General features: G+C 59.0%; 26 protein-coding genes and 1 tRNA gene. 4 read left to right on the top strand and 23 right to left on the bottom strand.

Annotation, left to right across the window (positions count from 1 at the left end):
* Positions 1-21: 21 nt before the first annotated feature.
* From ACR0AW_RS18145 to ACR0AW_RS18100, 10 genes are all read right to left on the bottom strand, one after another.
* Positions 22-783, bottom strand: coding sequence for a hypothetical protein (locus ACR0AW_RS18145; protein ID WP_170733863.1), 762 nt, complete (start codon positions 781-783; stop codon positions 22-24).
* 144 nt (positions 784-927) lie between these two features.
* Positions 928-1,521, bottom strand: a complete 594-nt coding sequence (locus tag ACR0AW_RS18140; RefSeq protein WP_170733862.1) for a GNAT family N-acetyltransferase — start codon at positions 1,519-1,521, stop codon at positions 928-930.
* Entirely contained in the window at positions 1,514-1,912 is a 399-nt protein-coding gene (locus ACR0AW_RS18135; RefSeq protein ID WP_170398462.1) for a ketosteroid isomerase-related protein, read from the bottom strand. The genes ACR0AW_RS18140 and ACR0AW_RS18135 overlap by 8 nt, the downstream gene beginning before the upstream one ends.
* A gap of 2 nt (positions 1,913-1,914) precedes the next feature.
* Complete coding sequence (locus ACR0AW_RS18130) at positions 1,915-2,367, bottom strand: arsenate-mycothiol transferase ArsC (RefSeq protein ID WP_170398460.1); 453 nt, start codon at positions 2,365-2,367, stop codon at positions 1,915-1,917.
* 3 nt (positions 2,368-2,370) lie between these two features.
* A complete protein-coding gene (locus tag ACR0AW_RS18125; protein ID WP_170398457.1) occupies positions 2,371-2,850 on the bottom strand; it encodes a UPF0262 family protein in 480 nt (159 codons plus the stop codon).
* Between the two features lie 98 nt (positions 2,851-2,948).
* Positions 2,949-4,250 carry a histidinol dehydrogenase gene (gene hisD / locus ACR0AW_RS18120; RefSeq protein ID WP_170733861.1) on the bottom strand — a complete coding sequence of 434 codons (1,302 nt, stop codon included), beginning with the start codon at positions 4,248-4,250 and terminating at the stop codon, positions 2,949-2,951.
* Positions 4,251-4,310: 60 nt separating this feature from the next.
* Positions 4,311-4,832: a GNAT family N-acetyltransferase gene (locus tag ACR0AW_RS18115; RefSeq protein WP_170733860.1), complete on the bottom strand. Its 522-nt coding sequence runs from the start codon at positions 4,830-4,832 to the stop codon at positions 4,311-4,313.
* The gene (locus ACR0AW_RS18110; protein ID WP_170733859.1) at positions 4,829-5,305 is read right to left on the bottom strand and encodes a DUF2948 family protein; all 477 of its coding nucleotides are present in this window, start codon (positions 5,303-5,305) and stop codon (positions 4,829-4,831) included. Before ACR0AW_RS18110 ends, ACR0AW_RS18115 begins: the two co-directional genes overlap by 4 nt.
* Complete coding sequence (murA, locus tag ACR0AW_RS18105; RefSeq protein ID WP_170733858.1) at positions 5,302-6,570, bottom strand: UDP-N-acetylglucosamine 1-carboxyvinyltransferase; 1,269 nt, start codon at positions 6,568-6,570, stop codon at positions 5,302-5,304. The genes ACR0AW_RS18110 and murA overlap by 4 nt, the downstream gene beginning before the upstream one ends.
* 6 nt (positions 6,571-6,576) lie before the next feature.
* A complete protein-coding gene (locus ACR0AW_RS18100; RefSeq protein WP_170733857.1) occupies positions 6,577-6,732 on the bottom strand; it encodes a hypothetical protein in 156 nt (51 codons plus the stop codon).
* An 83-nt stretch (positions 6,733-6,815) separates the two neighbouring features.
* Between ACR0AW_RS18100 and ACR0AW_RS18095 the strand changes: the two genes are divergently transcribed.
* A tRNA-Thr gene (locus ACR0AW_RS18095) sits at positions 6,816-6,890 on the top strand.
* Positions 6,891-7,037: 147 nt separating this feature from the next.
* Here ACR0AW_RS18095 and ACR0AW_RS18090 read toward each other — a convergent pair.
* From ACR0AW_RS18090 to ACR0AW_RS18065, 6 genes are all read right to left on the bottom strand, one after another.
* Positions 7,038-8,855, bottom strand: coding sequence for a BCCT family transporter (locus ACR0AW_RS18090; protein WP_170566739.1), 1,818 nt, complete (start codon positions 8,853-8,855; stop codon positions 7,038-7,040).
* Between the two features lie 77 nt (positions 8,856-8,932).
* A complete protein-coding gene (locus ACR0AW_RS18085; protein WP_170733856.1) occupies positions 8,933-9,943 on the bottom strand; it encodes an Ldh family oxidoreductase in 1,011 nt (336 codons plus the stop codon).
* 13 nt (positions 9,944-9,956) lie between these two features.
* The gene (locus tag ACR0AW_RS18080) at positions 9,957-10,586 is read right to left on the bottom strand and encodes a DUF3726 domain-containing protein (protein WP_170733855.1); all 630 of its coding nucleotides are present in this window, start codon (positions 10,584-10,586) and stop codon (positions 9,957-9,959) included.
* Positions 10,583-12,265 (bottom strand): hypothetical protein, encoded by a 1,683-nt coding sequence (locus ACR0AW_RS18075; RefSeq protein ID WP_480439562.1) that lies wholly within the window; start codon positions 12,263-12,265, stop codon positions 10,583-10,585. Before ACR0AW_RS18075 ends, ACR0AW_RS18080 begins: the two co-directional genes overlap by 4 nt.
* Entirely contained in the window at positions 12,265-13,242 is a 978-nt protein-coding gene (locus ACR0AW_RS18070) for a membrane dipeptidase (protein ID WP_170733853.1), read from the bottom strand. Before ACR0AW_RS18070 ends, ACR0AW_RS18075 begins: the two co-directional genes overlap by 1 nt.
* Complete coding sequence (locus tag ACR0AW_RS18065) at positions 13,242-14,684, bottom strand: aldehyde dehydrogenase family protein (protein WP_170733852.1); 1,443 nt, start codon at positions 14,682-14,684, stop codon at positions 13,242-13,244. The genes ACR0AW_RS18070 and ACR0AW_RS18065 overlap by 1 nt, the downstream gene beginning before the upstream one ends.
* Before the next feature lie 99 nt (positions 14,685-14,783).
* Here ACR0AW_RS18065 and ACR0AW_RS18060 point away from each other — a divergent pair, with 99 nt between their 5' ends.
* Positions 14,784-15,656, top strand: a complete 873-nt coding sequence (locus tag ACR0AW_RS18060) for a LysR family transcriptional regulator (protein WP_170733851.1) — start codon at positions 14,784-14,786, stop codon at positions 15,654-15,656.
* Between the two features lie 28 nt (positions 15,657-15,684).
* On the opposite strand, the gene ACR0AW_RS18055 is transcribed toward ACR0AW_RS18060, so the two are convergent.
* The 5 genes from ACR0AW_RS18055 to ACR0AW_RS18035 form a co-directional block, all read right to left on the bottom strand.
* Entirely contained in the window at positions 15,685-15,930 is a 246-nt protein-coding gene (locus ACR0AW_RS18055; protein ID WP_170408213.1) for a MoaD/ThiS family protein, read from the bottom strand.
* A complete protein-coding gene (locus ACR0AW_RS18050; RefSeq protein ID WP_170733850.1) occupies positions 15,923-18,178 on the bottom strand; it encodes a xanthine dehydrogenase family protein molybdopterin-binding subunit in 2,256 nt (751 codons plus the stop codon). Before ACR0AW_RS18050 ends, ACR0AW_RS18055 begins: the two co-directional genes overlap by 8 nt.
* Positions 18,178-18,657, bottom strand: coding sequence for a (2Fe-2S)-binding protein (locus tag ACR0AW_RS18045; protein ID WP_170408211.1), 480 nt, complete (start codon positions 18,655-18,657; stop codon positions 18,178-18,180). Before ACR0AW_RS18045 ends, ACR0AW_RS18050 begins: the two co-directional genes overlap by 1 nt.
* The gene (locus tag ACR0AW_RS18040) at positions 18,654-19,520 is read right to left on the bottom strand and encodes an FAD binding domain-containing protein (RefSeq protein ID WP_170733849.1); all 867 of its coding nucleotides are present in this window, start codon (positions 19,518-19,520) and stop codon (positions 18,654-18,656) included. The genes ACR0AW_RS18045 and ACR0AW_RS18040 overlap by 4 nt, the downstream gene beginning before the upstream one ends.
* Positions 19,521-19,649: 129 nt before the next feature.
* On the bottom strand, positions 19,650-22,862 hold the full coding sequence (locus tag ACR0AW_RS18035) for a reductive dehalogenase (RefSeq protein WP_170733848.1): 3,213 nt from the start codon (positions 22,860-22,862) through the stop codon (positions 19,650-19,652).
* 77 nt (positions 22,863-22,939) lie between these two features.
* On the opposite strand from ACR0AW_RS18035, the gene ACR0AW_RS18030 reads away from it, so the two are divergent.
* On the top strand, positions 22,940-23,842 hold the full coding sequence (locus ACR0AW_RS18030; RefSeq protein WP_170733847.1) for a LysR family transcriptional regulator: 903 nt from the start codon (positions 22,940-22,942) through the stop codon (positions 23,840-23,842).
* On the opposite strand, the gene ACR0AW_RS18025 is transcribed toward ACR0AW_RS18030, so the two are convergent.
* On the bottom strand, positions 23,833-24,684 hold the full coding sequence (locus ACR0AW_RS18025; RefSeq protein WP_170733846.1) for a LysR substrate-binding domain-containing protein: 852 nt from the start codon (positions 24,682-24,684) through the stop codon (positions 23,833-23,835). The genes ACR0AW_RS18030 and ACR0AW_RS18025 overlap by 10 nt on opposite strands.
* A gap of 103 nt (positions 24,685-24,787) precedes the next feature.
* Here ACR0AW_RS18025 and ACR0AW_RS18020 point away from each other — a divergent pair, with 103 nt between their 5' ends.
* Positions 24,788-25,489, top strand: a complete 702-nt coding sequence (locus tag ACR0AW_RS18020) for an SDR family oxidoreductase (RefSeq protein ID WP_223117393.1) — start codon at positions 24,788-24,790, stop codon at positions 25,487-25,489.
* Between the two features lie 2 nt (positions 25,490-25,491).
* Here the strand turns inward: ACR0AW_RS18020 and ACR0AW_RS18015 are convergent, their stop codons facing one another.
* A complete protein-coding gene (locus ACR0AW_RS18015; protein WP_170733844.1) occupies positions 25,492-26,763 on the bottom strand; it encodes an NAD(P)/FAD-dependent oxidoreductase in 1,272 nt (423 codons plus the stop codon).
* Positions 26,764-26,776 lie beyond the last annotated feature (13 nt).

The following is a 26,776-nucleotide window of genomic DNA, read 5'->3' as shown; positions in this document are numbered from 1 at the left end:
AAAAGTCTCCCGCACGACGTACTAAGTCTTGGCTTTGCCTTTCTCGACCGGTTCTCGCCTCAGGCACTTTTCCAAGTCTACTTCCAATGCACTGAGGTTTATGTCTCCAGCTCGCAGAGCGTCCACCTCATTGGCTCCTTGCCTCGTCAAACCAAGGTTTTTGAGCAACGTGTTCCAGTCCGGTACGTCCCGCTTCAATCCCGCGCGCAGCAAAACCTCAATTTTTCGAATGTACCAAAGGGCCAGAGAAGACACACGAATGTCTGGTGGAGTGTCCACAGGTACATGGGCGGCAATCGCAGCGCTTGCGCACGCCATTGACTCGGATGCCACGTAGAAAGCCTGCGCCGCGCTGTTAGGGTTTACGTACTTGACGCCTTCATTGATCAAAGCTCCACCGGCCAAGACCAAAGCCAGGTCTTTCCCTGAGATCGAGGCCGCACTTCCAAGCGCGGCACCGCCTGCTACAGTGATCAGTGCCGCCGCTGTCAGGTCCCGATTGCGCGCTGCTTCGTCGCCCAGCCTTTTGTAGGCATCTGAAAGTTGCAGCGCATAATACGACGTACGAATAGGACCGCGTTCAAGCAACAGGCTTGTGGACTGAAATGTTTTTGGTGCCGTTTCAAACGCACCCCCGATCCCAACAGCGTGCTGGATAACGTCTCCCGATGTATTCGACAGCACGGTTTGCTCGGCATTAAAGGCCCTGTTCTCATAGGCACAACCGGTGATCAAAGTCACCGGCACCAAGGCCGGAATCAGGCGATTGAAAACGGACTTCATCAAATTTCCCCATGAAAACGCGCAATTGAATAAGTGAAACTATACAATCACAGGGTGTTTCAGGCAAATTCGGCCGCACATGTCATCGCCAACTCACAATGCCACAACCCGTTTCAAATACCCGGCGCGACGCGCATGGATGGCTTATAAATCCCGAATCCAGAATTGAAGCGGCTTTTGGGTTTCGCAATCGTCGCCTCGATCCTTCCACGAGAATTGCGCCACGACGCCAGGAAGCGGCGCATAACCCCGCGCGCGCCAGAAGGCATCCAACGGGCGGTAATGATCTGGTCGCATGGGGTGGTCGTCAGGGCGTACTACACTGCAGAAGGCGCTTTTGGTGAATCCCATCGCATGGGCGTGGGCTTCGCGCAGATCAAAGAACGTATGGCCTACGCCCTGCCCGCGATACTCCGGCAGCAGAACCGATTCTGCGCAATAGAAGACATCGCCCAGCGACAGGCCCGAGCCTTCGAACGCGGCCGCGAAATCGTCGGCGTGATCCGTCAAGGGTGCACCCGTCGAAGCACCCACCAAAGTTTCACCGTCGAACGCTCCGACAACGATGGCCCTGGCGCTGTCGACATAAGACTGCAGGTATTTCCGCTCATACTCCAGATCGCCATCATAGAGATATGGCCAGGCGTGAAATACGTCGATCCGCAGGCGCGCGACTTCATCCAACGCGTCGACCAATGTCGATCCGGTCATTGCGCGGACCTGCGAAATCTCAGCCATTCGAGACCTGTTTGGTCCAGTCCGCAAGGTTGTAGAAAGTGGTCACGCGGGTGATCTTCCCGTCGTTAAGGTCAAAAAACGAACCCGCAGGCAAGCGGTAAGTCTGCCCATACGCTTCTGGCAGACCTTCATCAGTTTCCAGATAGGTTCCGTTGACGATGAACTCAGCCGCAGCACGGGTACCGCCTTCGGCTTCAAAGATCACGATATCCGTCAGGTTCTCGCGGTAACAGCGGTTCATATGCGCGCAGAAGGCGGCAAATTTCTCTTTGCCGACGCGAATCTGACCTTCGTTGACATGATGGGCCACGTCATCCGACAGGCAGGCCAGCATGCCATCTACATCACCGGCATTGAAGGCATCAAAATAAGTTTTCACGGTCGGGTTCATGGTCACTCCGTCGGTTCGCCCCAGCGGTCTTTCAGATGCGCGATGATCTGATCTCGGGTTTGTCGATAATGACGTAGCTTGTCCTCGCGGGTTTCACCTAGTCCGGTAGGGTCCATAATTGGCCAATAATCGACATCGAGGTGAAAAAAACGCGTCAGTTCCAGCGCTTTTCGCTGGCTGGCGGGTGACAGGGCCACGATCAGATCAAATGAACTGAGGTCATCGCCCCATTGCTCCATTTCGTCAAAAGAACGCGAGCGGTGACGGGACAGCTCAACGCCAATCTCCTGACAGGCTGCGATGCAGAACCCATCGATCTCAAGATCGTTATGCACACCGGCGGATTGCACATAGGTGCCGGTGCCGTAAAACTTCTTCATGATGCCTTCGGCCATGGGTGACCGAACCGAATTGTGGTCGCAACAGAACAGAATGGACTGCGGCAGAGGCGTCACCCGTTAGCCTCCAAAATGAAGGACGCAGATGAGCGTAAAGAGGCGGCGGGCAGTATCAGTGTCAACCTCAGCTTTGCCTTCCAGCCTTTCCTGTAACACGCGGCTGCCTTCGTTGTGGATGCCGCGCCGAGCCATATCGATCGTTTCGATCTGGCTGGGCGGCAGTGTTTTCACCGCATCGAAATAGCTCTCGCAGATCTGAAAATAGTCTTTTACGACCTGCCGGAATGGACCAAGCGACAGATGAAACTCAGCCGCCTTCTCGCTGGCTTCGGTGGCGATATCGAAAACCAGTCGCTTGTCACGGATTGATAGCTGCACATGGTAGGGCCCGTCGGGGATCATCCGATCGTCGCGCGCTGGCAGCGTGAACGAGTTATCTTCAAGCAAATCATATATGGCGACCTTCCGCTCCTGCTCGATCTCCGGTGTCGGCGGGGGCAGATTTCGGTCGTCCAGTTCGATATGCGAAATACGGGTCATCTTAACGGTCACAATCCTTGCGTCTGCACAGACCTATAACAACGATTTTCATTGAGCAACGTACAGAAGCGCCATGCGTGCCAAGTCATTGCGTCACTTCAGCCATTCAGCCGGTTAAGGCGCGCCGAAACGGACAGGCCATGCGCTTCGAGGCTTTCGGATTGCGCAAGCGTTTCAGCCGCCGGGCCGATGGCGCGCAAAGCTTCGGGTGTCATCTGGCTGAGCGTTGTGCGTTTGAGAAAATCCATCACGCTAAGGCCAGACGAAAAGCGCGCCGAACGCGCTGTGGGCAGCACGTGATTGGGGCCGCCGACATAATCGCCAATGGCTTCGGGCGTGTACTGGCCAAGGAAAATGGCACCGGCATGGATCGTTTGCTGGCTTAACGCCACCGGGTCGGCCACGCAGAGTTCCAGATGTTCGGGCGCGATGCGGTTGGACAACGCGGCAGCCTCGTCCAGATCGCGCGCAGTGATTACGGCACCAAAGTCGCGCCAGCTGGCCCGGGCGATGGCGCGGCGTTGCAGGGTCTCAAGACGTTTTTCCACCGCTTGCGTCACGGCTTGACCAAATTCTGCGTCATCCGTGATCAAAATGGATTGGGCGCTTTCGTCATGCTCGGCCTGGCTGAGCAGGTCCAGCGCGATCCAGTCGGGGTCGTTGTCCTTGTCTGCAATGACCAGAATTTCCGAGGGGCCCGCGATCATGTCGATGCCGACTTTGCCGAATACACGGCGTTTCGCGGCGGCCACGAAGGCGTTGCCCGGGCCGGTGATCTTATCGACCGGCGCAATGGTTTCGGTGCCATAAGCCAGCGAGGCCACAGCTTGCGCGCCGCCGATGCGATAAATCTCATCCACGCCCGACAGTTGTGCCGCCAGCAGGACCAGCGGGTTTGCCTGACCCTCAGGTGTGGGGACGACAATGGCCAACCGGTCTACGCCCGCCACCTTCGCAGGTATTGCGTTCATCAAAACCGACGACGGGTATGAAGCCAATCCGCCCGGCACATAAAGCCCCGCTGCCGACACCGCCGACCAGCGCCAGCCGAGTGTAGCGCCTGCCTCATCGGTCCACTGATGATCCTCGGGCATCTGCTTTTCGTGATATGCACGAATGCGTTCTGCTGCCAGTTCCAACGCGGCGCGGTCCTGGGGCGTGACCTGCGCGACGGCCTCGGCGATCTCATTGGATGAAAAGGCCATGGTCTCGGGCGTCAGCTCCAGCCGGTCGAATTTCGCGGTAAGTTCGATCACCGAAGCATCACCACGGGTCCGCACATCATCGATGATCTGCGCCACAACCGCATCCACATCGGGGCTGTCCTCGCGCTTGGCGGACAACAGCGTCTGAAATGCAGTTTCGAAATCGGCGGAGGTCGTATCGAGGAAAGCGGGCATGTGAGAGACTCCGGAAGCGTTTCAACGGGTCTTATCGCCCGGGCCGGGTGGCCTCAACCCTTAGGCCGCTGGGTGCAGCGATTTGCGCATCGGGAATTGGGGGATGCCGTGCCATTCCGTCGGGTCGCCGACATCATGCCAGCCGTGCGCCAGATAGAACGAATGTGCCGTTTTGGTCGCGTGCAGATGCGCCTCAGAGGCGCCACGTGCTTGCAGTTCCTCTTCCAACCGGTGCAGCAGCGCTGCTCCGAGCCCGCGCCCTGCGTGATCGGGATCGACATAGAGCAGAGATATCTCACCCTCGCCACTTAAACCGCCCACTGCAGTAACCACTCCCACTTGCGTAGCGACCCAAAGGATTGCTCCACTATCGATCCAGTTTCGGACCGAAGCCGGATCCTTATTGGCAGACCAGCGGGAAAGGTTTTCGGGATTATCCAGATGATCCGCCCGACAGAGGTCACGGATCGATCGGATCAGAACACGGCTGATGTCGAATACATCAAACACGGCTGCCCGCCGCACCGCGATGCCGCGTGGCGGATTCGGGAAGGCCTGAGCGATGCCACGTTTATTCTTCACTCGGGGTGATGGGGCGCTTGTCCAGAAGGCGCCTTGTAGGGACGCGTCACATCCTTGAGCGTTGCATCGATGGCCTCAACCGACAGGCGGATCGCGCCGTCGCCTGCCAAGGTCAACAGGATTTGCCCCGCACCATCCTCGCTTGGCTCGAATTCGACCGAGAGCAGTGACAGGATCATGTCCTTGTCGCTGCGGTCGATGCCCTGACTGGCTACCGACAGAACCGAGCCGAACATCAAAACGGCCTGCACCCGCTCGTAGGCGCGACCGCGCCGGGCAGCGGCATCCTTGTCTTCCCAGCGAAAGCGATTGAGCAACAGCGCAAAGCGGCGCTGGCCGGGTTGCCATGTCATCTCGGTCGCCGGGAAAACCGCATCCTGCGTCAGGGTCGCAATCACCCGCAGGTCATCGGCATCCTCGGCTCCAAGGTTCAGCGGTGCCTCGCGGCCATCTTTGAAACTTGCGTCTGTCATTGACCCTTAATCCGTTCGATCTTTGCGCCCACGCCTTCCAGCTTGCGCACCACATGTTCATATCCACGGTCCAGATGATAGACCCGGCTGACAACCGTCTCACCTTCCGCCGCCATTCCGGCAAGGATCAGCGAGACCGAGGCCCTCAGGTCTGTCGCCATCACCGGAGCACCTTTCAATCGTTCGACCCCGGTTACGGTGGCCGTGCCACCATGGACCTCGATATTCGCGCCCATGCGCACCAGTTCGGGCGCATGCATAAAGCGATTCTCGAAAATACGCTCTTCAAGCACGGACACACCTTCGGCAGTGCACATCAGCGCCATCATCTGCGCCTGCAGATCGGTCGGGAAGCCGGGGAACGGTTCGGTGACCACATCGACCGAGGTCACACGCCCGTTCTTACGAGAAACCTTCAGCCCCTTGTCGGTTTCAGAAACACTGATCCCCGCCGCATCCAGCTTGGCGGCGAAGGATTCGACCAGCGACATGCGCCCGCCCAGCAGCTCAACCTCGCCCCCGCAGATCGCCGGGGCCAGCATATAGGTGCCCAGCTCAATCCGATCGGTCACCACCTGATGGGTCGCGCCGTGCAGACGATCGACACCCTGAATTTCGATGGTCGAGGTCCCCTCACCCGAAATCTGAGCGCCCATCTTGCGCAAGCATTCGACCAGATCGACAATCTCGGGCTCGCGCGCGGCGTTTTTCAGCACCGTGGTGCCCTTGGCCAGCGTGGCGGCCATGACGATGTTCTCGGTCGCACCAACCGAGGCAAAGCGCATCTCATGCACAGCACCTTTCAGCCCGCCCGACACCTTCGCGTGCAGATAGCCATCTTTAAGCTCGATCTCGGCGCCCAGCGCCTCAAGCCCTTCGACATGCAAATCCATCGGTCGCGCGCCAATGGCACATCCACCAGGTAGCGACACCACGGCCTGCCCCAGCCGCGCCAGCATCGGCCCCAACACCAGGTTCGAAGCGCGCATTTTTCGCACGATGTCATAATCCGCCGTGTGGCTGTTCAGGTCATGGCTGGACATCGCAATGACCTGACCATCCTGCAGCGAAGACACCTCGGCCCCCAGCGACCGCAGCAGCGCCGTCATGGTCTTGATGTCACTCAAACGCGGCGCATTGGTCAACGTCAGCGGTTCTTCGCTGAGCAAGGTCGCGGGCATCAGCGTCAGACACGCATTCTTGGCCCCCGCAATGGGAATCTGCCCGTTCAGCGGGCCATTGCCCGTTACCAGAATCGAATCCATTTGCTCTTATCCCTCGTCCTTGCCGGATTTGTCCCCGGAGGTGGCCCGCGCCTTGGCCTGAGCCTTGCGCCGCGCCATATTCGCTTTTAGCGCCGCCTTTAGACGTTCTTCGCGCGTTTCCCCGGACTTGCCGTGTTTTTTAGGTGAATTTTTGTCTGCCATTGCCTTTCTCTACAGGAGTAGAAAAAAACCGTCCAGACACCCTTGCGCCGCGTTTCGTTTGAGTCTAATCACCCGCCCACAGCGCTGCTGTAGCTCAGAGGTAGAGCACTCCCTTGGTAAGGGAGAGGTCGAGAGTTCAATTCTCTCCAGCAGCACCATCTTCACGTCCGACATAATGCTTCGAGTGGTGCACGATCACGTGGCGTCTCTGCCACTGGCATTTTCATTGAATTGGGTTGAAGTTGACGCGCGCACAAGCGCCTGATGACAGCGGGCGGTTGCATCACAACCGCCCGTGCCTAGGTTTATTCCGCAGGTGCTGTGGTCTGCTTTTGCCTCAGACCATCGCGATAAAGCGCCTTGGCGAGCGCTATGCACATCAGGCCCATGACCATCGTAAAGGGTAGCGCACCGATGATCATCGCATTTCGCAAGGCGTCCATCGGATTGTTTTCACCCGCAGCGAGGATCAGAGCGCCAATCACCGCTGTCAGGATAAGGCCCCAGACGATCTTGTGCTTGTTGCCGATGTTCTGATCTCCGCCAGACATGATGGTGTTCATCACCAGAATGCCCGAGTCCGCCGAGGTGACCAGGAAGGTCATGATCAGGATGACGCACATCACGGTGATGCCGGATAACAGCCCACCGGTGATCATCTCTTGCAAGGTGACAAACAGCTTGGCGGTGTTCGACGCCCCGATGATGGCGCCTTCGGCGGTGCCATTCAGTTCGAGATCGATCGCGGTGCCACCCAGAATGGTCATCCACGCAAAGCAGACCAGCGCAGGGGCAAAGACACAACCGATGATGAACTCACGCACAGAGCGTCCCTTGGAAATGCGCGCCAGGAACAGGCCAACGAACGGCGAAAACGCGATCCACCAGGCCCAGTAGAACGTGGTCCAGCCCGCTTGCCAGCCAAACTGCCGACCCGGATCACCTGCGGCGTAGACCGAAGCCAGAACAGATTCCGGCAGCGCGGCGGCGTCGCCTTCCAGGCCAGATTTAAACCCGTCAAACGATCCCCAAGGATTGGTCGCACCGGCATAAAGCGCATCGGCAAACGGCGCTGCTTCACTCGGCAGGGCAGCATCAAACGCCGCCGCCGATTGCGGATTGAAAGCACCAAAGCTGAGCGAAATGAAGTGCTGGATGTAATCGACAAATGCAGTTGCGTAAGTCGTCATCGCGAACAGGAACGACCCAAAGACAACAAAGACCAGCAACAGGATCAGCGACAACACCAGGTTCAGGTTAGACAGGTACTTGACGCCACGACCAACACCAGAGACAGCCGAGATTATCGAGAGGCCCATGATCACAATGAGGCCAGCCAGCAGACCAACAGTGCTGGGGGCCGGTGCGTCACCGGTCAGATCCATCATCCATTCCATACCCGAAATGGCGTATAGGCCGTCGATGAACTGCGAAACCCCGTACCCGATGGTAACTGAAACACCCAGAATGGTTGCTACCACGCCCAGCACATCCACGACGTGGCCCAGGAAGCCGTTCATCAGCTTGCCGAACAGAGGTGTCAGCGCGGTGCGAATAGTCAGGGGCATGTTGCGCGTGTAGGCGTAATAGGCCAGCGACAGGCCGGTCACCACATAGATCGCCCAGGCGTGAAACCCGTAATGCAGGAAAGTGTAGCGATATCCCGACTGCAATGCGTCTTCGCTATTGCCGACGACATCGCCCGCGATGACAACCGGGTTCGATCCCCACAGCCCTAAAGGCTCAGCGGTAGCGAACACCATGAGACCGACGCCCAAGCCCGCGCCAAACATCATCGAAAACCATGAGAAATCCGAGAATTCTGGTTTTTCGCCCTCTGGGCCCATAAGCCGCTTACCGGTTTGCGGCAGCGCCGCCACGACAAACAGGAAAAAGACAAAAATGCCGACAATAATGATATAGAAGGCGTTGAAATCTTCCAGCAGACGCGAGTTTAGGCTTCCAAGAACTCCGTTTGCATTTGCGGGCCAGACAAGCGCCCAGATAACCAGCGCGACCATGATTGACTTGCTCAGCAAGGCAATCTCAACACTGTGCCCTTCATAAAACCCGCCCGAAGATCGCTTGATCTCCAGATCGGTAAAAGGTTCCTTCATAGACATGTGTTTCCTCCCTATTCGCACGTGTCCTGATTTCCAGAAAGATCTTCATGAGCGTCCCGGAGCTTCGCCATCGAGCCCTACGTCAGCAGAGCTTCTATTTTGTCGAGGGTCGCTACACTGACAGCCACACCATCGTTCTTGGCCACCAAACGCTTTGCCTGGCGGCCGTCTCCGGGCAAATGTGCGCCGTTCTGAGATCGGATCGCTTCGACAAGATCGACAATTCTGGAAGAAAATGCGTCATCCGCAGTCGCAGAAGCGTCAATTGCAATAAAGAACTGGCCTGTTTTCGGAGGCCCACCGGCGGTTCCCGAAAAAGGTGAGGCGTGTATCCCAAGCGTGGCACCGGTCAGCGCTGCAGCCAAAACCTCGGTCATCAGGGCAACGCCAACCCCTTTGTACCCACCCGATGGGGCCATGGAACCCTTAAGCCCAACATTCGGGTCGGTCGTTGGGTTGCCATCTGCGTCCAACGCCCAGCCAACCGGGATTGGTTTGCCTTCGCGTGCGTGTTTCATGACCTCGCTTTTTGCGATGGTGCTGGCACTTTGATCAATCAGCAATGCGGGTTGGCCATCGTTTCCGGGGACTGCGATTGAGAACGGATTGGTCCCGACCACGGGCTTGGCACCTCCGGACGGCGCGATGGAGGCGGGCGCGTTGGTGAACCCAAGCCCCACAAAACCAGCCTGTGCCAGCCGGTAGGTGTGATACCCCAGCACGCCGCAGTTATAGCTGTTGCGGATCGCCAACACCGCAACGCCTTGCGTGCGCGCCGTATTGGTCAACACCTCAAATCCCGTGTCGATCGCCGTGTGGGCGAACCCGGTCGCGGCGTCGACCGTCACTACGCCGGGGCGCGGCTGGGACAGCTGAGGGGTGGCCTGCCCATCTACCTTGCCGCACTGAACATGTTCGCAATAGATCGGGATATAGGCCAGACCATGGCTCGCCACCCCGTCCGCCTCGGTTGCGGCGGTTGCAATTGCCAATGGGCGCGCGTTTTCTTCGCTGGTGCCCGCGGACACCAATGCACGGAAAGAAATATCCTCGATTTCAGCAAGGCTAAGGGTACGGGTTTCGATCATGTCGCTCTCTCATTCAGTCATTGTCGGACAGGCCAGCGCCGGCACCCAACAGTCGGGATTCTTCGGTAGCAGGCGCGTAGGTGCGATGGGCGAATCGGTTGAGGGTGTCCCAGCAAACCGGGTCCGGGGATGCGCGGGTCACGTGCGGTCGAGGGTTGGTAAGTTGGCCGCCCAGCGTGATCTGGGTGTGATCAGAAAACGATGGCCAATCCTGCCCCGCCTCCAGACGATCGCCATCCGTTGCGGCCCTGAACAGATCGCACGTATGCGTGATCACGTTATTCTGGGCGCGTGCCGCCGAGGCTACGAAGGGCAGCAGAAAAACAGGTACTGCGAGCTTCTGAATACGTATGGGACCTGCGTGCAGCAGGTCAGACCGATCAGAAAGCAACGCGCCCGTGATGATCGGGCAAAGCACGCCTTGCCCCGCCCAAGCCGACTGCATCTCAACCGGGCGGTGATTCTTGAGCGAGGCCGCCAGACCTTGCTCCAACAATTGCGCAAGGGAATTCGTGCCATCAATCCCGTGCGCGCATAGCCAACGTGTGGCTTTGCCGACCTCTTCCGCCAGTCCCCAGGGGTATCCGGCTCCGCGCGCGGCGCGTTTGGCCGTGGCTTCGACCTCATTCAGCGATACGTTCACGGTCCAAGCTCCGGATAGACCCACAGATCGGCAGTCTTGCTGCTTAACTCTTCGGGATAAGGCGCGCCAGCATACATGCAGATACGTACCCAGCGGTCTGAACGAGGATCGAAATGCGTGGCACCAAAGAACGAGAGTTTGGCACGCAGCATGTCGATCGGCAGAACATCCGCGCTGATCGTGTTGTCGCGAATTTCGCCGTAAGGCGCGACGCGGCTCATTTGCGCGCGACGGATCGTGTGGCGGTGTTCAGGGTGTTCAAGTAGGAACTCGGCGATGGGTGCACCATCCGCCCATTCCGAAAGCGCGCTTTCGGCCAGAGCCGCGTCGCGCGCCGGGGCAAGCGGCTGTTCGTAGTCTGCAATCGGTTCGTCAAACCGCTCACCCAGCCGGGGCTCGAGCTTTTCCTCGGACACATACCAAGCGCGCGCGCAGTGTTCGGGCGCGTTCCAGTCCAGATCCATTGCCCAGCCAAAGCTGGCGCGGATCAGGTCGCGCACCGCGCCAACGGTCATCGTGCCATCAATCACATGCGCCGCACCGTTGCTGTCTGCCATACAGCTGGTCAGCCCATCGACCAGTTCTCCGTAGGGTTCAAGGATCAGCGAGGCCAGCAACTCCTGCCCTTCTTCGCTGAGCGCAGCCTGAGACCACTTTATCAAGCGGTCCCAGGGCTGATTGCCCGTCAGATCGGTCTTGTCGAGATGGTCCGATATTGCGCACAAGTCAGCATTCAGCGCCGCGAGCTTTTCGATCTGGATTGGATGTTCGGACTTCCACCACGAGATCGACAATTTGCTACGGGCGAAGATGTTGCGAAACTTGGCCGCTTCTGCCTCTGTTGCGGTCTCAATGGACCGAACCCGCGAGATCGCCTCTTCCCGGACCATGATCCAGTTGTTGAACAGGATCGGGTGATTGACGATGAAAGGCGCCATACCTAGCCCGGTCGAATTGCCGATGCCCAGCCAACGCGCGATTTCCGGGTTCAACTCTGCGGTCTGGTCGCCACCCTTGGTGCGGGCCATATGTTGCACCAGATCGCGCACGAAGGTCCGCGTCAGGTAGACCGAAAGCATCTCGGCCTGAAATGGCGCGCTGACTTCGTCTCGGTCTGCAATCCTCTCACGATCTGCCGCGCCGAACTTGCCCGAGCCATACACGGCGGTTGTCCGCATCAGGTAACCGACCTTGTAAATCTGTTCGAGGTCGGGCTGCTGACCGGTGGCAAGACGATCCACGACATGTGCCCACAGACGCACCGAGCGGTTGGCCCGTGACAAGGACAGCTCGCTTTCGCTTACACGCCCGGCCTCTTGCAGAGGTACGTTTTGCGAAAGCCGCTCAATGTCTTCCGGGTCAGGAATTCCGTCAAACAACGCAAAGGTCGCGTCCCATGCCTCGGCTATCACACGATCCGAGCGTTGCTCGGGTGGCAAATCATGGGCAAACGCCACCAACGAATAAGCGCGTTCGGGACCTTGTGCGGTGTAGACCGCGTGACCGACGCCCTTTTCATCAATCTGGAAGACCGGGCGGGTGAATGTCCAGTTTTCGGCAGCCATCCGACGGGTCAATTGCCGCATAAAACTAAGACGGCATTGATGCAACGATCCCAAACGGGACAGGCGCATCACAGTGGCCGGGTCGCGGCGTGCGATATGCGGGCTTTGGTCCATCATATGCCTTGTGGCCCAAAATTATCGGCAAAGAAGCGGTACCAGTTGCCGCCCATGATCCCCGCGACCTCGTCGGAGTTCATGCCAGTGGCGTGCAAGCCGGACTCGATGTTGCCGAAGTCGCGATTGTCCCGAAACCAGCCCGGCATTGGCGGGAAACCGGGGGCCGAGGCCGAACCCTCGCCATAGTCGATCTGTTTTGTCCAGCGCCCCACGCGCATCCATTCAACCACACTGTCGGGCTGATCTTGACACAGGTCGGTGCCAATCCCCAGATGCTGGGCACCGTATTTCTCAGCCGTTCGGGCGATCATCTCACAGAAACTCTCCAACGTGCAGTCGGACTTGTCCTTGAGGTGATGAGGATAGACCGAAAAGCCCAGCATCCCACCATTTTCCGTCACCGCCCGGATCACCGCATCGCGCTTGTTGCGCAAAGCAGGTGACCATTCGTGCGGATTGGCATGGGTGATGGCAATGGGGCGCTCGGACAATTCCGCCGCTTCGATGGTCGACCGATCCGCCGAATGGCTCATGTCTACAACAAGGCCCACGCGGTTCATCTCTTTGATCACCTGCTTGCCCATGCGGGTGATGCCGGTGTCTTCGGCCTCGTAACAGCCGGTCGCCAGCAGCGACTGGTTGTTATAGGTCAGCTGCATGAAGCGGGCACCCAAATCATGCAGAATCTCGACCAGCCCGATATCGTCCTCGATGGGGCTGGGGTTCTGGAACCCGAAGAACACCGCCGTCCGCCCGGTTTTGCGCGCGATGTCGATGTCGCTGGCCCAACGGCCTTTCATGATCAGGTCCGGGTATTGCTCGAACCAGCGATTCCACTTCTCAAAGTTCAGAACGGTTTCACGGAAATTCTCATGATAAGCGATGGTGACGTGGATCGCATCCACGCCGCCTTCGCGCAGTTGGCGGAAAATCTTCTCCGACCAGTTGGCATATTGCAGCGCGTCGATACGCATCAGACGGGGCCTGCGCTGATATAGGCGGTCTTGACGGTGGTATAGAACTCTGCCGCTGCTTTGCCTTGTTCGCGCGGCCCGTACGAGCTGTCGCCGCGACCGCCAAAGGGTACGTGATAATCGGTGCCTGCCGTAGGCAGGTTCACGGTCACCACGCCGGTGCGGGCATTGCGGCGGAAGTGGGTGGCCCGTGCCAGCGATCTAGTCACAATGCCCGAGGTCAGGCCGAAATTGGTGTCGTTCACCACACTCAGCGCCTCGTCATAGCTGCCAACCTTGATGACGCTGGTCAGCGGCGCGAACATTTCCTCGCGGTTTATGCGCATGTCGTTGGTGGTGTTCAGGAACACGCCCGGCGACATGTAGAAGCCCTCATACGGCATCTCTAAGCGCTGTCCACCGTAGACCAGTTCGGCCCCTTCAGATTTACCCAGATCGACATAGGCGAGGTTCTCGCCTAGTTGCTGCTGGCTTACGACAGGGCCCATCTGAACACCCTCTTCCAGCGCGTGGCCAACTTTCATCGCCTGCGCGCCTGCGACGAGTTTCTCGACAAAAGCATCATGGATGCCTGCATGCACCACCAGCCGCGACGAGGCGGTGCATTTCTGGCCGGTGCCGCCAAACGCGCCGCCCAATGCCAGCGAAACCGCCAGATCCAAATCCGCGTCGTCCATCACGGCCAGCGCGTTCTTGGACCCCATCTCCATCTGAACTTTGGTCAGGTTCTGGATCGCCGCCGCCGCGATGCCCTTGCCGACCGGAACCGAACCGGTGAAGGAAATCGCGTTGACCTTGGGGCTTTTGACCAGACGTTGGCCAATCGAACGGCCCGAGCCCATCACCAGGCTGAACAGACCCTTGGGAATGTCCTGACGTTCGATGATCTCGGTCAGGGCCACAGCCGAGGCAGGCGTGATGTTGGCCGGTTTCCACACAACAGCGTTGCCATAGCACAGCGCGGGCGCAATCTTCCACGAAGCGGTCGCGGTTGGAAAGTTCCACGGGCTGATAATGGCGACAACACCCACCGCTTCGCGGCGCACGTCAATCTCGATGTCGGGGCGAACGGAGTCGGCGTTTTCCCCAATCTGACGAAGACATTCAGCGGCGTAGTAGGTAAAGAACTGACCCGCTCGATAGACCTCGCCCTTACCTTCGGCCAGCGGCTTGCCCTCTTCCCGGCTGAGCAACGTGCCCAGTTCCTCGGCGCGGGTCATCAGCTCGTTACCGATGGCGTTCAGAACGGCCTGCTTACGTTCCAGCCCATAGGCAGCCCATTCAGCTTGCGCGATACGCGCCTGATCCAGCGTCGCTTCAAGTTGGTCGCTGCTGGCTTGCGCGAACATACCAACCAGGTCAGTCAAATCAGAAGGGTTGCGGTTTTCGATTTCGCTTTCGCCTGCCAGCCATTCGCCAGCGATCAGGTTCAGTTTGGTCACAATGCGCCCCAGAGTCAGAATTCGTTTGTCACAGGATGGATTTTCCGATGCACATCAGTCAAACTCAAATAACTTAAACAAACTTCAAGGAAACTGAAGTTGGCAATCAAGATTGAGATGCTGCGTTGCTTTTGCACGGTGGCCCAGACCGGGAACCTGTCCGAGGCCGCCGACCGCCTTGGTCGAACGCAATCAGCCGTCTCGATGACATTGAAGCAGCTCGAAGACCATCTGGGCAAAAAGCTGTTCGAAGGCGAGCGCAAGAACCAGCTTTCCCCGCTGGGTGAGCAGGTACTCGATCTGGGCTTGCGGCAAGTGCGCCAATTCGATCAGACCGTCCAGAATATCGAGGCCGCCGCGCTGGCTGAACAGGGATTGATCCGGATCGTATCCGTCCCGTCGGTTGGCGCGTTGATCTTTCCACCACTATTGCACCACATGAGCAGCGAATCCCCCGGGGTGAAGATCGAGCTGCGCGACACCGACACGCAGCAGGTGTTGGATGCCATCGCTCAGGATCAGGCAGATATCGGAATCGCATCCGGGTATCACGCCCTGAACGGCATCCAAACCATTCCACTATTTCAGGACTCCTTTGGATTGGTCGCGGCCTCGGATCATCCTCTGATCACACGCGCAGAACCGCTGAATATCCCCGACATCGCCACCGCACCCTTTGTCCGAAACACGTTGTGCGATCTGATTCAAACGCCGGCTTTCCATACGGCAATCAAAAACGCCGAGATCACAATTCACAACACGCATTCATTGATCACGCTGGTGCGATCGGGCGAGTGGATCACGGTGCTTCCTCAAACCGTTGCCGAATTCTTGCCGGAGGCGGTGTCTTACCGCCCGATCACGGACCTTCACGACAAAAGGCAAGTGTATCTCTATGTCCGCGAGCGTTCGCGCTTCCAAGATCTGACCGAGCAGTGTTGCGCGTTCATCCTGTCCCGTGATTTCGCGTGAGGGAGGGGGTCGATTAGACCTTTCGCCTTCAACCGCCCCTGAGGCGCTGCATCAGATAAACCTCGGCACCTTCCGGAATCGGCTCGGACAGTCCGGTCGCGATGATGCGCCCGTCCAACGCCACCGAGACCCCAGCATCGATCGGTGCCTGCAGCCGGGGATGTATACGCACCAGTTCCTGCAGCAATTCGCCCGTGGTGGCGGCCTCAACCTCGACCACCTCGCGACCCCCGGTCAAAGACCGGAGGCTAGACCAGAGGTGGACCTCAACCATTGTCCTTGAGCGCGGCAAGAATGCGCGGCGGGGACATTGGCAGTTGCTTAAGGCGTACCCCGGCCGCGTTGGAGACCGCGTTGGCGATGGCGGCCAAGGGCGGCACGATGCCGGTCTCTCCCACACCACGCACACCGAACGGGTGGCCGGGGTTGGGCACTTCGACAATCACCGTGTCGATCATCGGCAGATCGCTGGCGACCGGGATGCGGTAATCGAGGAAAATCGAGTTCTGCAAGCGGCCATCCTCACCATAGATATATTCCTCGTTCAGCGCCCAGCCGATGCCCTGCGCAGCTCCGCCCTGATACTGGCCTTCGACATAGGTCGGGTGGATCGCCTTGCCCGCGTCCTGAATGACCGTGTAGCGGGTGATGCTGGTCTTGCCGGTTTCCGGGTCGACCTCGGCATCCACGATATGGGTGCCAAAGGATACACCCGCGCCTTCCGGCGTGGCCTCGAAATGGCCCGAGATCGGGCCGCCGGTCGCGCCCATATGGGCGGTGATATCGGCCAGCGGGCGCGGATCGAAGTCACCGGCATTGGGGCCTGAGGGCACGGCACAGCCGTTCTCCCATTTCACCGCATCAACCGGGATTCCCCAACTGGCCGCTGCGCGGGCGCATAGCTGCTCGACCGCGTGGCGCGCCGCCTTGATTGTCGCCAGACCCGAGGCATAGGTCACGCGACTGCCATGGCTTACATCATTGTAACCCAGCGTTGCCGTATCGGCGACGGTCACGCGGATATTCTCGTAAGGGATACCCAGAACTTCAGCTGCCATCAGAGCCATCGACGCACGTGATCCGCCGATATCCGGCGTACCGACCATGACTTGGGCCGAGCCGTCCTCGGACAGTGCTAGAGATACTGAGGTCTCACCACCATGGTTGAACCAGAACCCACAGGAAATCCCGCGCCCTTGCCCCGGCTTCAACGGGGCCGAGTAATGCGGATGCGCCTTGGCGGCCTCAAGCGTTTCGACAAGACCTATGCGCTCATAGGTCGGGCCATAGCTGGCTTTGGTGCCTTCATGCGCGGCGTTTTTTAGGCGCACATCCACCGGGTCGAGGCCGAGTTGATTGCACAGCTCATCCAACACAGATTCGACCGCAAACGCACCCATCGGAGCGCCCGGCGCGCGATAAGCGGCCTGTTTCGGGCGGTTGGCCATTACGTCATAACCGACCTGGCGAACGTTGGTCAGGTTGTAGGGCGCAAAGGCACACATGGCGGTCATGTCGCCGGGTGCACCCGGGAAGGCACCACCCTGCAGGCGGAAGATGCCTTCGGCTGCTGTGATGGTGCCGTCCTTTTTCATGCCGATCTTGATGTCCATCGACGCCGATGAGGTCGGGCCGGTCGCACGGAACACCTCGGACCGGGTCATCACGATCTTTACGGGGCGGTTGGCCTTGCGGCTGAGCGCCAACGCAACCGGTTCGATGAACACAGTGGTCTTACCACCAAAGCCGCCGCCGATCTCAGACGCGATCACACGCAGTTGTGAGGTTTCGATGCCCAGCAACGCCGCGCAGGTTTTCTGTGCGATCCAATGGCCCTGGGTGGTGCACCAAAGTTCACCTTTGCCGTCAGTACCCAGAGACCCCATGCAGGCATGAGGTTCAATGTAACCCTGATGGGTTGCCTCGGTAACGAAGCTGTCCTCAATTACCAGATCCGCCTCGGCAAATCCGGCTTCGACATCTCCGTGGCCGCTTTCGTGATAGCGCACCACGTTGGGGTGCATCCCCTCAGGCACCGAATAATCTGCCGCACCTTCGCGGATGACAGGCGCGTCCGGTGCCATCGCCTTGTCCACATCTGTGACGTGGGGCAAAACTTCATATTCAACCTCGATCAGCTTCAGCGCATCGCGCGCCGCCAAGGCTGATGTCGCTGCAACTGCTGCAATCGCGTGGCCGTCATACAGAGCCTTTTCGCCCGCCATGACATTTTCCAGCACGTTCCAGAATTCGCCTTCCAGCCCCGGCTTGAAGGGGACATCGGCGAAATCGGCGCGGGTAACAACGGCTTTGACGTCTTTGTGGGCCTCGGCCTTTGAAGCATCAATCTTGACGATCCGCGCATGGGCATGGGGTGAACGCAGGATAGCGCCATGCAACATGCCGGGGGCTGAGATATCCGCACCGAACTTGGCGCGGCCCGTCACCTTGTCCAGACCGTCAGGGCGGTCAGGGCGGGTGCCGACAAACGTGAAGTCAGATTTGCGATCGTCCAGTGCCATTACGAAGCCTCCCGCATCTCAGCCGCCGTATCCATCACGGCGCGAATGATTTTGTCATAGCCGGTGCAGCGGCAGAGGTTGCCCGCCAGCCAGTACCGGGTTTCCTCTTCGGTGGGGTTGGGGTTCTTTTCCAGCAGCGACTTGGCCGCCACCAGAATGCCCGGGGTACAGATGCCGCATTGCAGGGCGGCATATTCGATCATCTTCTTCTGCAGCGGATGCAGGACGTCGCCGTCCGCGATCCCTTCAACTGTTTCGATCTGCTTGCCCTCAGCCTCGACGCCCAGCATCAGGCACGAACACACCAAACGGCCATCGACGCTGACCGAACAAGCACCGCAATCGCCGGTGCCGCAGCCCTCTTTCGCGCCGGTCAGGTTCAGCTTGTCGCGCAGACAGTCCAGCAGAGTTTCGCGTGGGTCGCAGAGGTATTCAACCGCGTCCCCATTTACGGTGGTGGATACGTGGAACTTACTCATACGTCTTCTCCCTTTGCGCGGGCATAGGCGATTTTTGCGGCGCGCTTGGCCAGAACGCCAGCAACTTCGGTGCGGAATGCAATAGTGCCGCGTTTGTCATCGATGGGATTGCAGGCAGCCGAGGCCGCTGCAGCCAGCGCGTCCAGCGCCGCGTCATCCAACGCGCTGCCAATCAGCGCTTTGGCGCAGTCTTCAACCAGCAAGACGGTTGGTGCGACAGCCCCCAGTGAGACGCGCGCCTCGGTGATGGTATCGCCATCCAGTCGTAAGTTTACGCCCACACCAACCACCGCGATATCCATCTCGGTGCGCGGGATAAAGCGCAGATAGGCGTCACCGGCGTTGTCGCCACGCGCTGGAATGTTGACCGCCGAGATCAGTTCGCCTTTGGCCAGTGAGGTCTTGCCGGGTCCCGTCGGGATGTCTTCGACCGCCACCTCTCGTGTGCCGTCCGGGCCCGTCACGGTGACTGTAACGCCTGCCGCAACCATCGCTGGCACCGAGTCCGCCGCCGGAGAGCCATTGCACAGATTCCCGGTCAGCGTCGCACGCCCCTGTACCTGAGTCGATCCAATCAGGTCCATCGCCTCGACCACACCCGGCCAATCGCGGCCCAACGCGGCGTGCTCGCTCATCTCGGCGCCGGTCGCGGCGACGCCCAGCGTCCAGCTGCCATCGGCATTGCGGGTAATTTCGCTAACGCCATCGATCTTCTTGATGTCGATCAGCGTATCGGGCGACACCAATTCCGAGCGCAACTGCACCAGCACATCGGTGCCGCCTGCCAGAAACCGAGTGATGCCCGTTGCATTTGCGGCCAGAGCCGACGCCTCGGCAAAGCTGGCGGGGCTGTGATAATCCATGAAAGTACCTCGCACCTGTTGATCAGGATAGACTGGGGTTCGCCGGGGACGTTAGTGCAGCAAGTCGGCGGCGTCCATGGCTGGAACGACCAATTTTTGGGATTCAAAATGTCGTTTTATCGAGAGCAATCACAGATCGATCTCGATCACCCCGTCTGCCCGGGCCGCCCGGCTTTGGCACAGTATGATCGCACCTTCGCGTTGTTTTTTGGACAAAACGAAATCGCGGTGTTCGATATCACCTGAAATCACGTCACATTTGCAGACCCCGCAGATCCCATCAGCGCATTTCACATCCACGTGAAAGCCCGCCTCATTAAGTACCTGCGCCGCATCTTTGTCAGCGGGTACAGTCAACTCCCGACCCGATTTCGCCAATTTCAGAGTGAACGGATGGTTCTCATATTCAGGCTGTTCCGGCACCGAGAAATATTCGAGATGCCGTGCACCTTCCGGAAACCCCTGCCGTTCGGCTGCGTGAATGACGCCGTCCATATAGCGGTCGGGGCCGCAGGTATAAACGTGCCATCCGTCCTGATATCCGCCCAGAACAGCCTCCAGATCGGCCCGTGTGCCCTCGTCCGAGAAATGATAGTGCACGTGATCGGCCCATGGCATAGCCGCCAGATCGTCCAGATATCCGGCACCTGCTCGTGTGCTGGCGGAATAGTGAAGCTCGAACGGTTTGCCCATCGCATGTAATCGGTGGGCAAAAGCAATCATCGGCGTGATGCCAATACCGCCGCCCATCAGAAAGGTTTTGGTTGCAGTCTCGTCCAGCTCAAAATGGTTTATCGGCTTTGAGATGAAGACCTTGCGCCCTTCGTTGAAGATGCGATGCAGCAAGGCCGAGCCGCCGCGCCCCTCATCCTCGCGCAGCACGCCGATCTGATAAGTGTTGCGGTCGGAGGGATCGCCCGACATCGAGTACTGCCGCAGGAATTCGGGCGAAACCAGCACGTCCAGATGCGCGCCCGCAGTCCATTTCGGCAAGGGCGCACCGTCGAGGGTTGAGAACTCGTACTTGGTGACATCCGAGGTCATCTTGTCGACCTTGGTTAGTTCCACCCGCATCACCGGGGCGTCCCCTGCGACCTGATAACGGTGGATCACAGACATATCGCCTGCCGATTTGCGCGCTTTGTAGTCTTCAGCTGTGACCATCGCCTCATAGGCGGCAATCCCGGCTTCCCGGTCCATGTTGAAGGGATAGGGCCATGGGTGCGGAGCGAGAGGAGCGGGGTAGACAGCAAGCGTCTGATCCTCGTACTTCAAATCGAGGTCTTTTTGTAGGTCCCGCCGGTTCAATGGGTGCTGCGACGGGCGATAGGCCCCGTCAGGTTCCAGCTCGATATCCCACCACCATTTCTTGATGTTATTTAGACCACCATTGCCGACCGCATCATCCAGTTTGGCCAATGCAGGCGCGGCCTGCGGAATATTCATCGCGGCCCATCGGAACGGGCGTTCCTTGAATATACCTTCGAGATTCCACGGGCAGGTCTTCATGCATCGTCCGCACATCGCCCCCCCGGGCGTGGTGATACGGTAAGTGGCGCATTTCTGGCTGTCGGATTTCCAGATTTCATAGCCGTTGAACATCAGCTTTGGCCCGGCAGTGATCGCGCCCGAAGGGCATTCCCGAGCGCATTTGTTGCAGCTTTCGCAAAACGTCTGAAGGCCGAAATCGATGGGCTTGTCATGCGTCATCGGCATGTCGGTTGTCACGACACCGGATTTCAGGCGCGGGCCAAGATAGGGGTTCAGGATCACCTCACCGATCCGACTGACCTCGCCCAACCCCGACAACAGCAGCAGCGGCGGTTGCAGCACCTCGCCATCCATCACCGTATGCGCCTTGGTCTTGTAGCCGAGATTTCGGATTTGCTGCGCGATCACGCCCCCCAGCAGTGAAAACCGCAGATAGGCGCGCATGGATTGGGCCACGCTGATCCAGTCATCCCCGCTGGCGCCTTCCATCGTCTCATAGCCCTGGTCGATGATCATGCTGATCGCCTGATCATGGGGCGGAACGATTTCTTCTCCGGTGGCGTCATGGGAATACCAGCTCCACTCGGGGCACCGGCTGAGCCCGACCGCATCGACCCCAAGGAAATAGGTTGCAGCCTTGATATTCGCGGCATTTCTTTCGGTATCTGTGGGTTGTACAGCCTCGGCGCTGTCACCGTCCTGCAGCAAAACAAACGCGCCCAGCGCGCGGCGTTGGGCAAAGCTGGGGGCGGATTTGCGCACGTAATGCCCGCCCTTTGTCGCATCCTGCAGCGATCTTCCCATGTCGCCGAACTGAGCCCGCGCAAACATGTCTGCGCGTTTGGGCACCCGGGCTACGTTTTGCTCGTCGATATAGGTGGTCGGTGTTTCGACTCGTTTGAGGTTTTCAAAAGGATGTGCCCCGTCCACATAGCGCCGCTTGGCATAGGCATCCCGGTTCAGAGCGTTCTTGGCGAAGCCTGCACCCAGCCACCATGCAGGTCCTTGCGTGCGGAACCACGGTTGTTCGGCCAGCGGTTGCAAGGGTCGGTCATGCGCGATCTCCATTTCGGTGGTCACAGCGGCCAATCCGAACCGCTTGCCCAACCAGGGCACCACAACCGCACCATCCTCAACCGAGGCCAGACCCGCAGCAACTGCCAGCTTGCCCAGATCAACCTCAGAGGACATCGCCGTATGCGCCCGCGCATCGAAACCCAGGAGGCGGATGTAGTTGGCAATGACCACTGCATTCTCGGTGGCAAGCAAACAGGCGCGGTGATCCTGCGCATCCATGATCCAATCGGACCCGGGCTCCGAGGGGTCCGGATCGCGGTTGAACTCATAGAGAAACACGAGCGTATGGCGATGACAGTCCATCGGGCGTGGCGCGGCCTCCATGCTTTCTTTTAGATCCGCCATGATCAGATCGATGCCCGAGGCCAGCGTTTTGGTTTGCCGCGTCCTAAGCGCATGAGCCAGCCGGTCGATATCCGGGTTGCGCCGAGGCTCAGCCAGCATCGCCTCCGCGGGTAGCGGCCCACAGCCCATCATCGACGCATCGTTGAAATAGCCAAACGCTTTCAGATGATTGGCACGATCTGCTGGGTTGGCAGGAATTTCCGATGCGACGGGGTTCACAAATCCATCCCGAATTGCGTCCATCATCGCCTGAAACTCGCCCATCGCATTCACGATGCTTTCGGGCTGCTCGGGCCTGCGAAAGCTAAGCGCACACATCGGTTCGACCTGCGCCAGATCAGGCATCCGACCCTGCCGCGCCAGCCGTTCCAGCGGGAACGGACCCATGTGAACAGGTCTGTTCTTGTCCGAGAAAAAGCGGATCCCCATCGCGCGCCTCCAGTTAGCTGCCCTTTCCCCTACCCCGGCATGGACACCAAATCCATTCATGAATAATCATAAATGATATGAGCAGAATTGATTTCACAGATCTGGACGGCAAGGTCCTACGGGTGTTCCTGACGATACTCGAAGAAAGCTCGGTGTCGAAAGCTGCCGACCGGTTAGGGGTGACGCAATCGGCCATCAGCCATACGCTGGGCAAGTTGCGGCAAGTGCTGGGCGATCCACTATTTGTCCGATCCGGACAGGGGCTGACCCCGACCGAACGCGCTTTGTCGTTGAAAGAGCCGGTGCAACAGGTGCTGGATAACATGCGCGCCCTGACCGAAGGTCGCCCGTTTGATCCGCTGTCCGAACAGATGGACATTCAGATCGCCACCAACGACATGCCGCGTGAGTTGATCTTTCCCGAACTTCTGCGGGCGACACGCGCCGAAGGCGTCAGGTTGCGGCTGGAGTTCATCCCGTCGGGTGTTCCCGACCCGGACTTGCTGCGCAGCGACCGGTGTCAATTGATGCTCACCCCGCTGCCACCGGACGGGCCGGATATCTTTCAGAAGCGGCTGATCAACAGCCCGTTGTTGGTATTCTATGATGCCGCTCACCGTGATCCGCCTGAGGATTGGCAATCCTATTGCAATAGCGATCATGTTGAGGTGCGATTTGCCGACGGGCGCAACGCCCGTGCCGTGATGCGTGGCGTGGATCAAAGCCAGATCAGACCGCCCGTCGTAACCCTGCCGCATTTCAACGCGATCCCGCCATTCGTGAAAGGCAGCGACCTGATCTCGACCGATACGGAGTTGATGAAATGCGGGCCGCTTGCCACGCTGGACAGTGCGCCACTGCCGTTCAAATGCGAAGCAGTGTCAATCTATATGGTCTGGCACCAACGCTCGGCCAACGACCCGGCACATCGTTGGTTACGCGACCGGATCGACGCGATTGCGGCCTCGCTTCAGACCTGAGATAGCAACCAGTCGCGCATCTGTTTCACCAGCTCCGGTTGGCGCGGTTTCTGCGGGGTGACGATGAAAAAGCTCAAATCGTCAACCAGCACCTCAGAGAGCGGCTGCACCAACCGACCCGAAGCCAGTTCCGCAGACACAAGTGGCGCATTGGCCAGCGCAAAGCCTTGCCCCGAGACAGCGGCGTCTATCGCCAGACTTGTCTGGCTGAAACTCATCATCCGCGGCTTCCCCTCGACCCCGGCGCGTTCAAGAAAAAACGGCCACAGCCCATGGGAATCGCTGAGCAAAACGTGTTGCATCAGGTCGTCTGGACCTGAAATTTGCGATGCGAGGTCCGGACTGCCCACGACAACGAATTCGGTCGAGAACAAAGGTGTTGCTTGCAGATCTCGAGCAACCGGTGAACGGCTCTGGCGTACTGCAATATCGATTCCATCAGACTGGAAATCCGCCAACCGCTCGCGCGCGTCAACCTGCACCGAGATATCGGGATGGCGGGTCACAAAATCATTCAGACGCGGCACCAGCCATTTTGAGGCAAAGCTGGGCGTGACCGAGATCGTGATCTGCCGCTGATCAGCCAGCTCATCGACAGCCTCTTCAATCAGCCGAAACGCCCGACGCAGCGGCGCGTGGAACCGACGCCCCGCTTCGGTCAAGCGCAACCCACGTGGTAGTCGTTCAAAGAGTGCAGTGCCCAGCCGCGCCTCCAACCCCCGCACCTGCTGCGCAACGGCCCCTTGGGTTACGCCGATTTCTTCCGCAGCCAAGCGAAAGTTCAAGTGGCGTGCCGAGGCCTCAAAGGCGCGCATCGCATTGAGAGGTGGAAGAGCGGGCATAACTAGACTGTAGATTTTCTACAGCCTATGCGCAATAGAACTGATTGGTCAAAGTGAACGCTGCCAGCCATCTTTATACCAAACATCGCAAAGGAGCGTGAAGATGGAAAAAGTAGCTTTGATCACGGCAGGCGGCAGCGGTATGGGCGCGGATTCCGCGCGCAGATTGGCGGCGGATGGTTTCAAAGTCGGCATCCTGTCCTCGTCAGGCAAGGGTGAGGCGCTGGCGCATGAGTTGGGTGGCGTGGGCATCACGGGCTCGAACCAGTCGAATGATGACCTGCAGAAACTGGTCGATGCTGCAATGTCCCATTGGGGGCGGATCGATGTGCTGGTGAACTCAGCCGGGCACGGACCCCGCGCAGCGGTGCTGGAGCTGACCGATGAGGACTGGCACACCGGCATGGATGTCTATTTCATGAATGCCGTCCGACCGACCCGACTGGTGACCCCGATCATGCAAACGCAGGGCGGTGGATCGATCATCAACATCTCAACCTTTGCTGCGTTTGAACCGGACCCGGTTTTTCCAACTTCGGGCGTATTCCGCGCTGGGTTGGCTGCTTTCACCAAGCTGTTCTCGGACAAATACGCCGCCGAGAATATCCGCATGAACAATGTCTTGCCCGGTTTCATCGACAGCCTCCCGGAAAAGGAAGAGTTCCGCGCACGCATCCCGATGGGTCGCTACGGGCGCAGCTATGATGAGATCGCCTCGGTCGTGGCTATGCTCGCCTCCGAAGGCGGAGGCTACATAACCGGGCAGAACATCCGCGTCGATGGCGGCATCACCCGGTCTGTCTGAATTCAGAACCGCGCCTTAACAAGATGTGTCAGCGCCGCGCCGGTTTCGAAGAAAGCGCGGCGCAGACCAGTCCAGTTTTCGCTATACTCAGCCACTGACGGAACCGGCAGCAGGGACGGATCGTCCTTGAGCAGGCTTTTGGCCATCAAACGCCCGAACACGGTGCCCGGCCCGATCCCACGCCCCGAAAACCCATGCGCTGCTAACGCATTTGGACCGATCAGAATGATTTTGGGAATATGATCCGAAGTCATGGCAATCCGCCCATGCCAGCCCTCAATCAACGGCTGATCCGCCAATTGCGGATAAAGTGCAGCCAGTTTGCGCTTGATCCAGGATTTGTGTGCAAATCCTCCGGCGCTGCATAGGTCGCCCATACCGCCAATGATAAACCGTCCTGCCCGATCCAAACGGAAGGATGTCATGATCAGGCCGGTATCCCAGCATCCCTCTGCTTTGGGCAATATGCTGGCCCGCAGGTTATGGGACAGCGGCGCGGTGGCGTATTGGAAGTAGTAGACCGGCACATAGTCTGGTGCCGTATCGGCGATGCCCAGATGATACGCGTTGGTCGCCTGAATAACCGATCTTGCGCGTACGGTTCCACCATCCCGCTGCAGCACCCAAACCCCGGCTTCCTGCCGCAAAGATCGAACCGGGCTTTGCGTATATATCTGCGCCCCCGCATTCTGTGCGGCGCGGGCCAGTCCCACCGCATAGCTCAGCGGCTGAATTGTACCCGCGCGGGGGTCAAACAATGCGCCGTGGACAGCCGGACTGCCCGTCCGCTGGCGCGACGCGTCAGGATCGAGCAATTCGACCGGCGCACCAGAAGCGCTCAGCTGTGCGTGGCGTGTACGTAGATCACCAAAGCCCGAGGCCGAATGAGCACAATGCAACGTGCCTTGCCGCTCAGGCTCGCAGTCAATCCCGTGCGCTTCAATCAACTCGAACACGTCTGACGGCGCGTTAGCCAGCAGATCGATCAACCGATCCCCCGCCATTTGCCCCAGATGCGACCGAATTTGATCGGGTGGCAGCCAAAGCCCTGCGTTGACGAGACCGACATTCCGCCCCGATCCACCATGGCCGATCTGATGCGCTTCGAGCAGGCACACCGAAGCCCCCGCTTTTGCTGCGGTCAAGGCCGCAGAACACCCGGTGTAACCACCGCCGATCACGGCAAGATCAACGCTTACGTCATCAGACAGCTTTTGCGTGTCGATGCGCTCGCGACAGGTCTGCCGCCATAACGATTGATCATAGTCGCGCATGCCCGGGCCTCGC

The sequence above is a fragment of the Ruegeria sp. C5 genome (assembly GCF_056537605.1).
The sequence above is the reverse complement of the archived record's forward strand: the minus strand, read 5'-3'. Positions and strand labels throughout refer to the sequence as shown.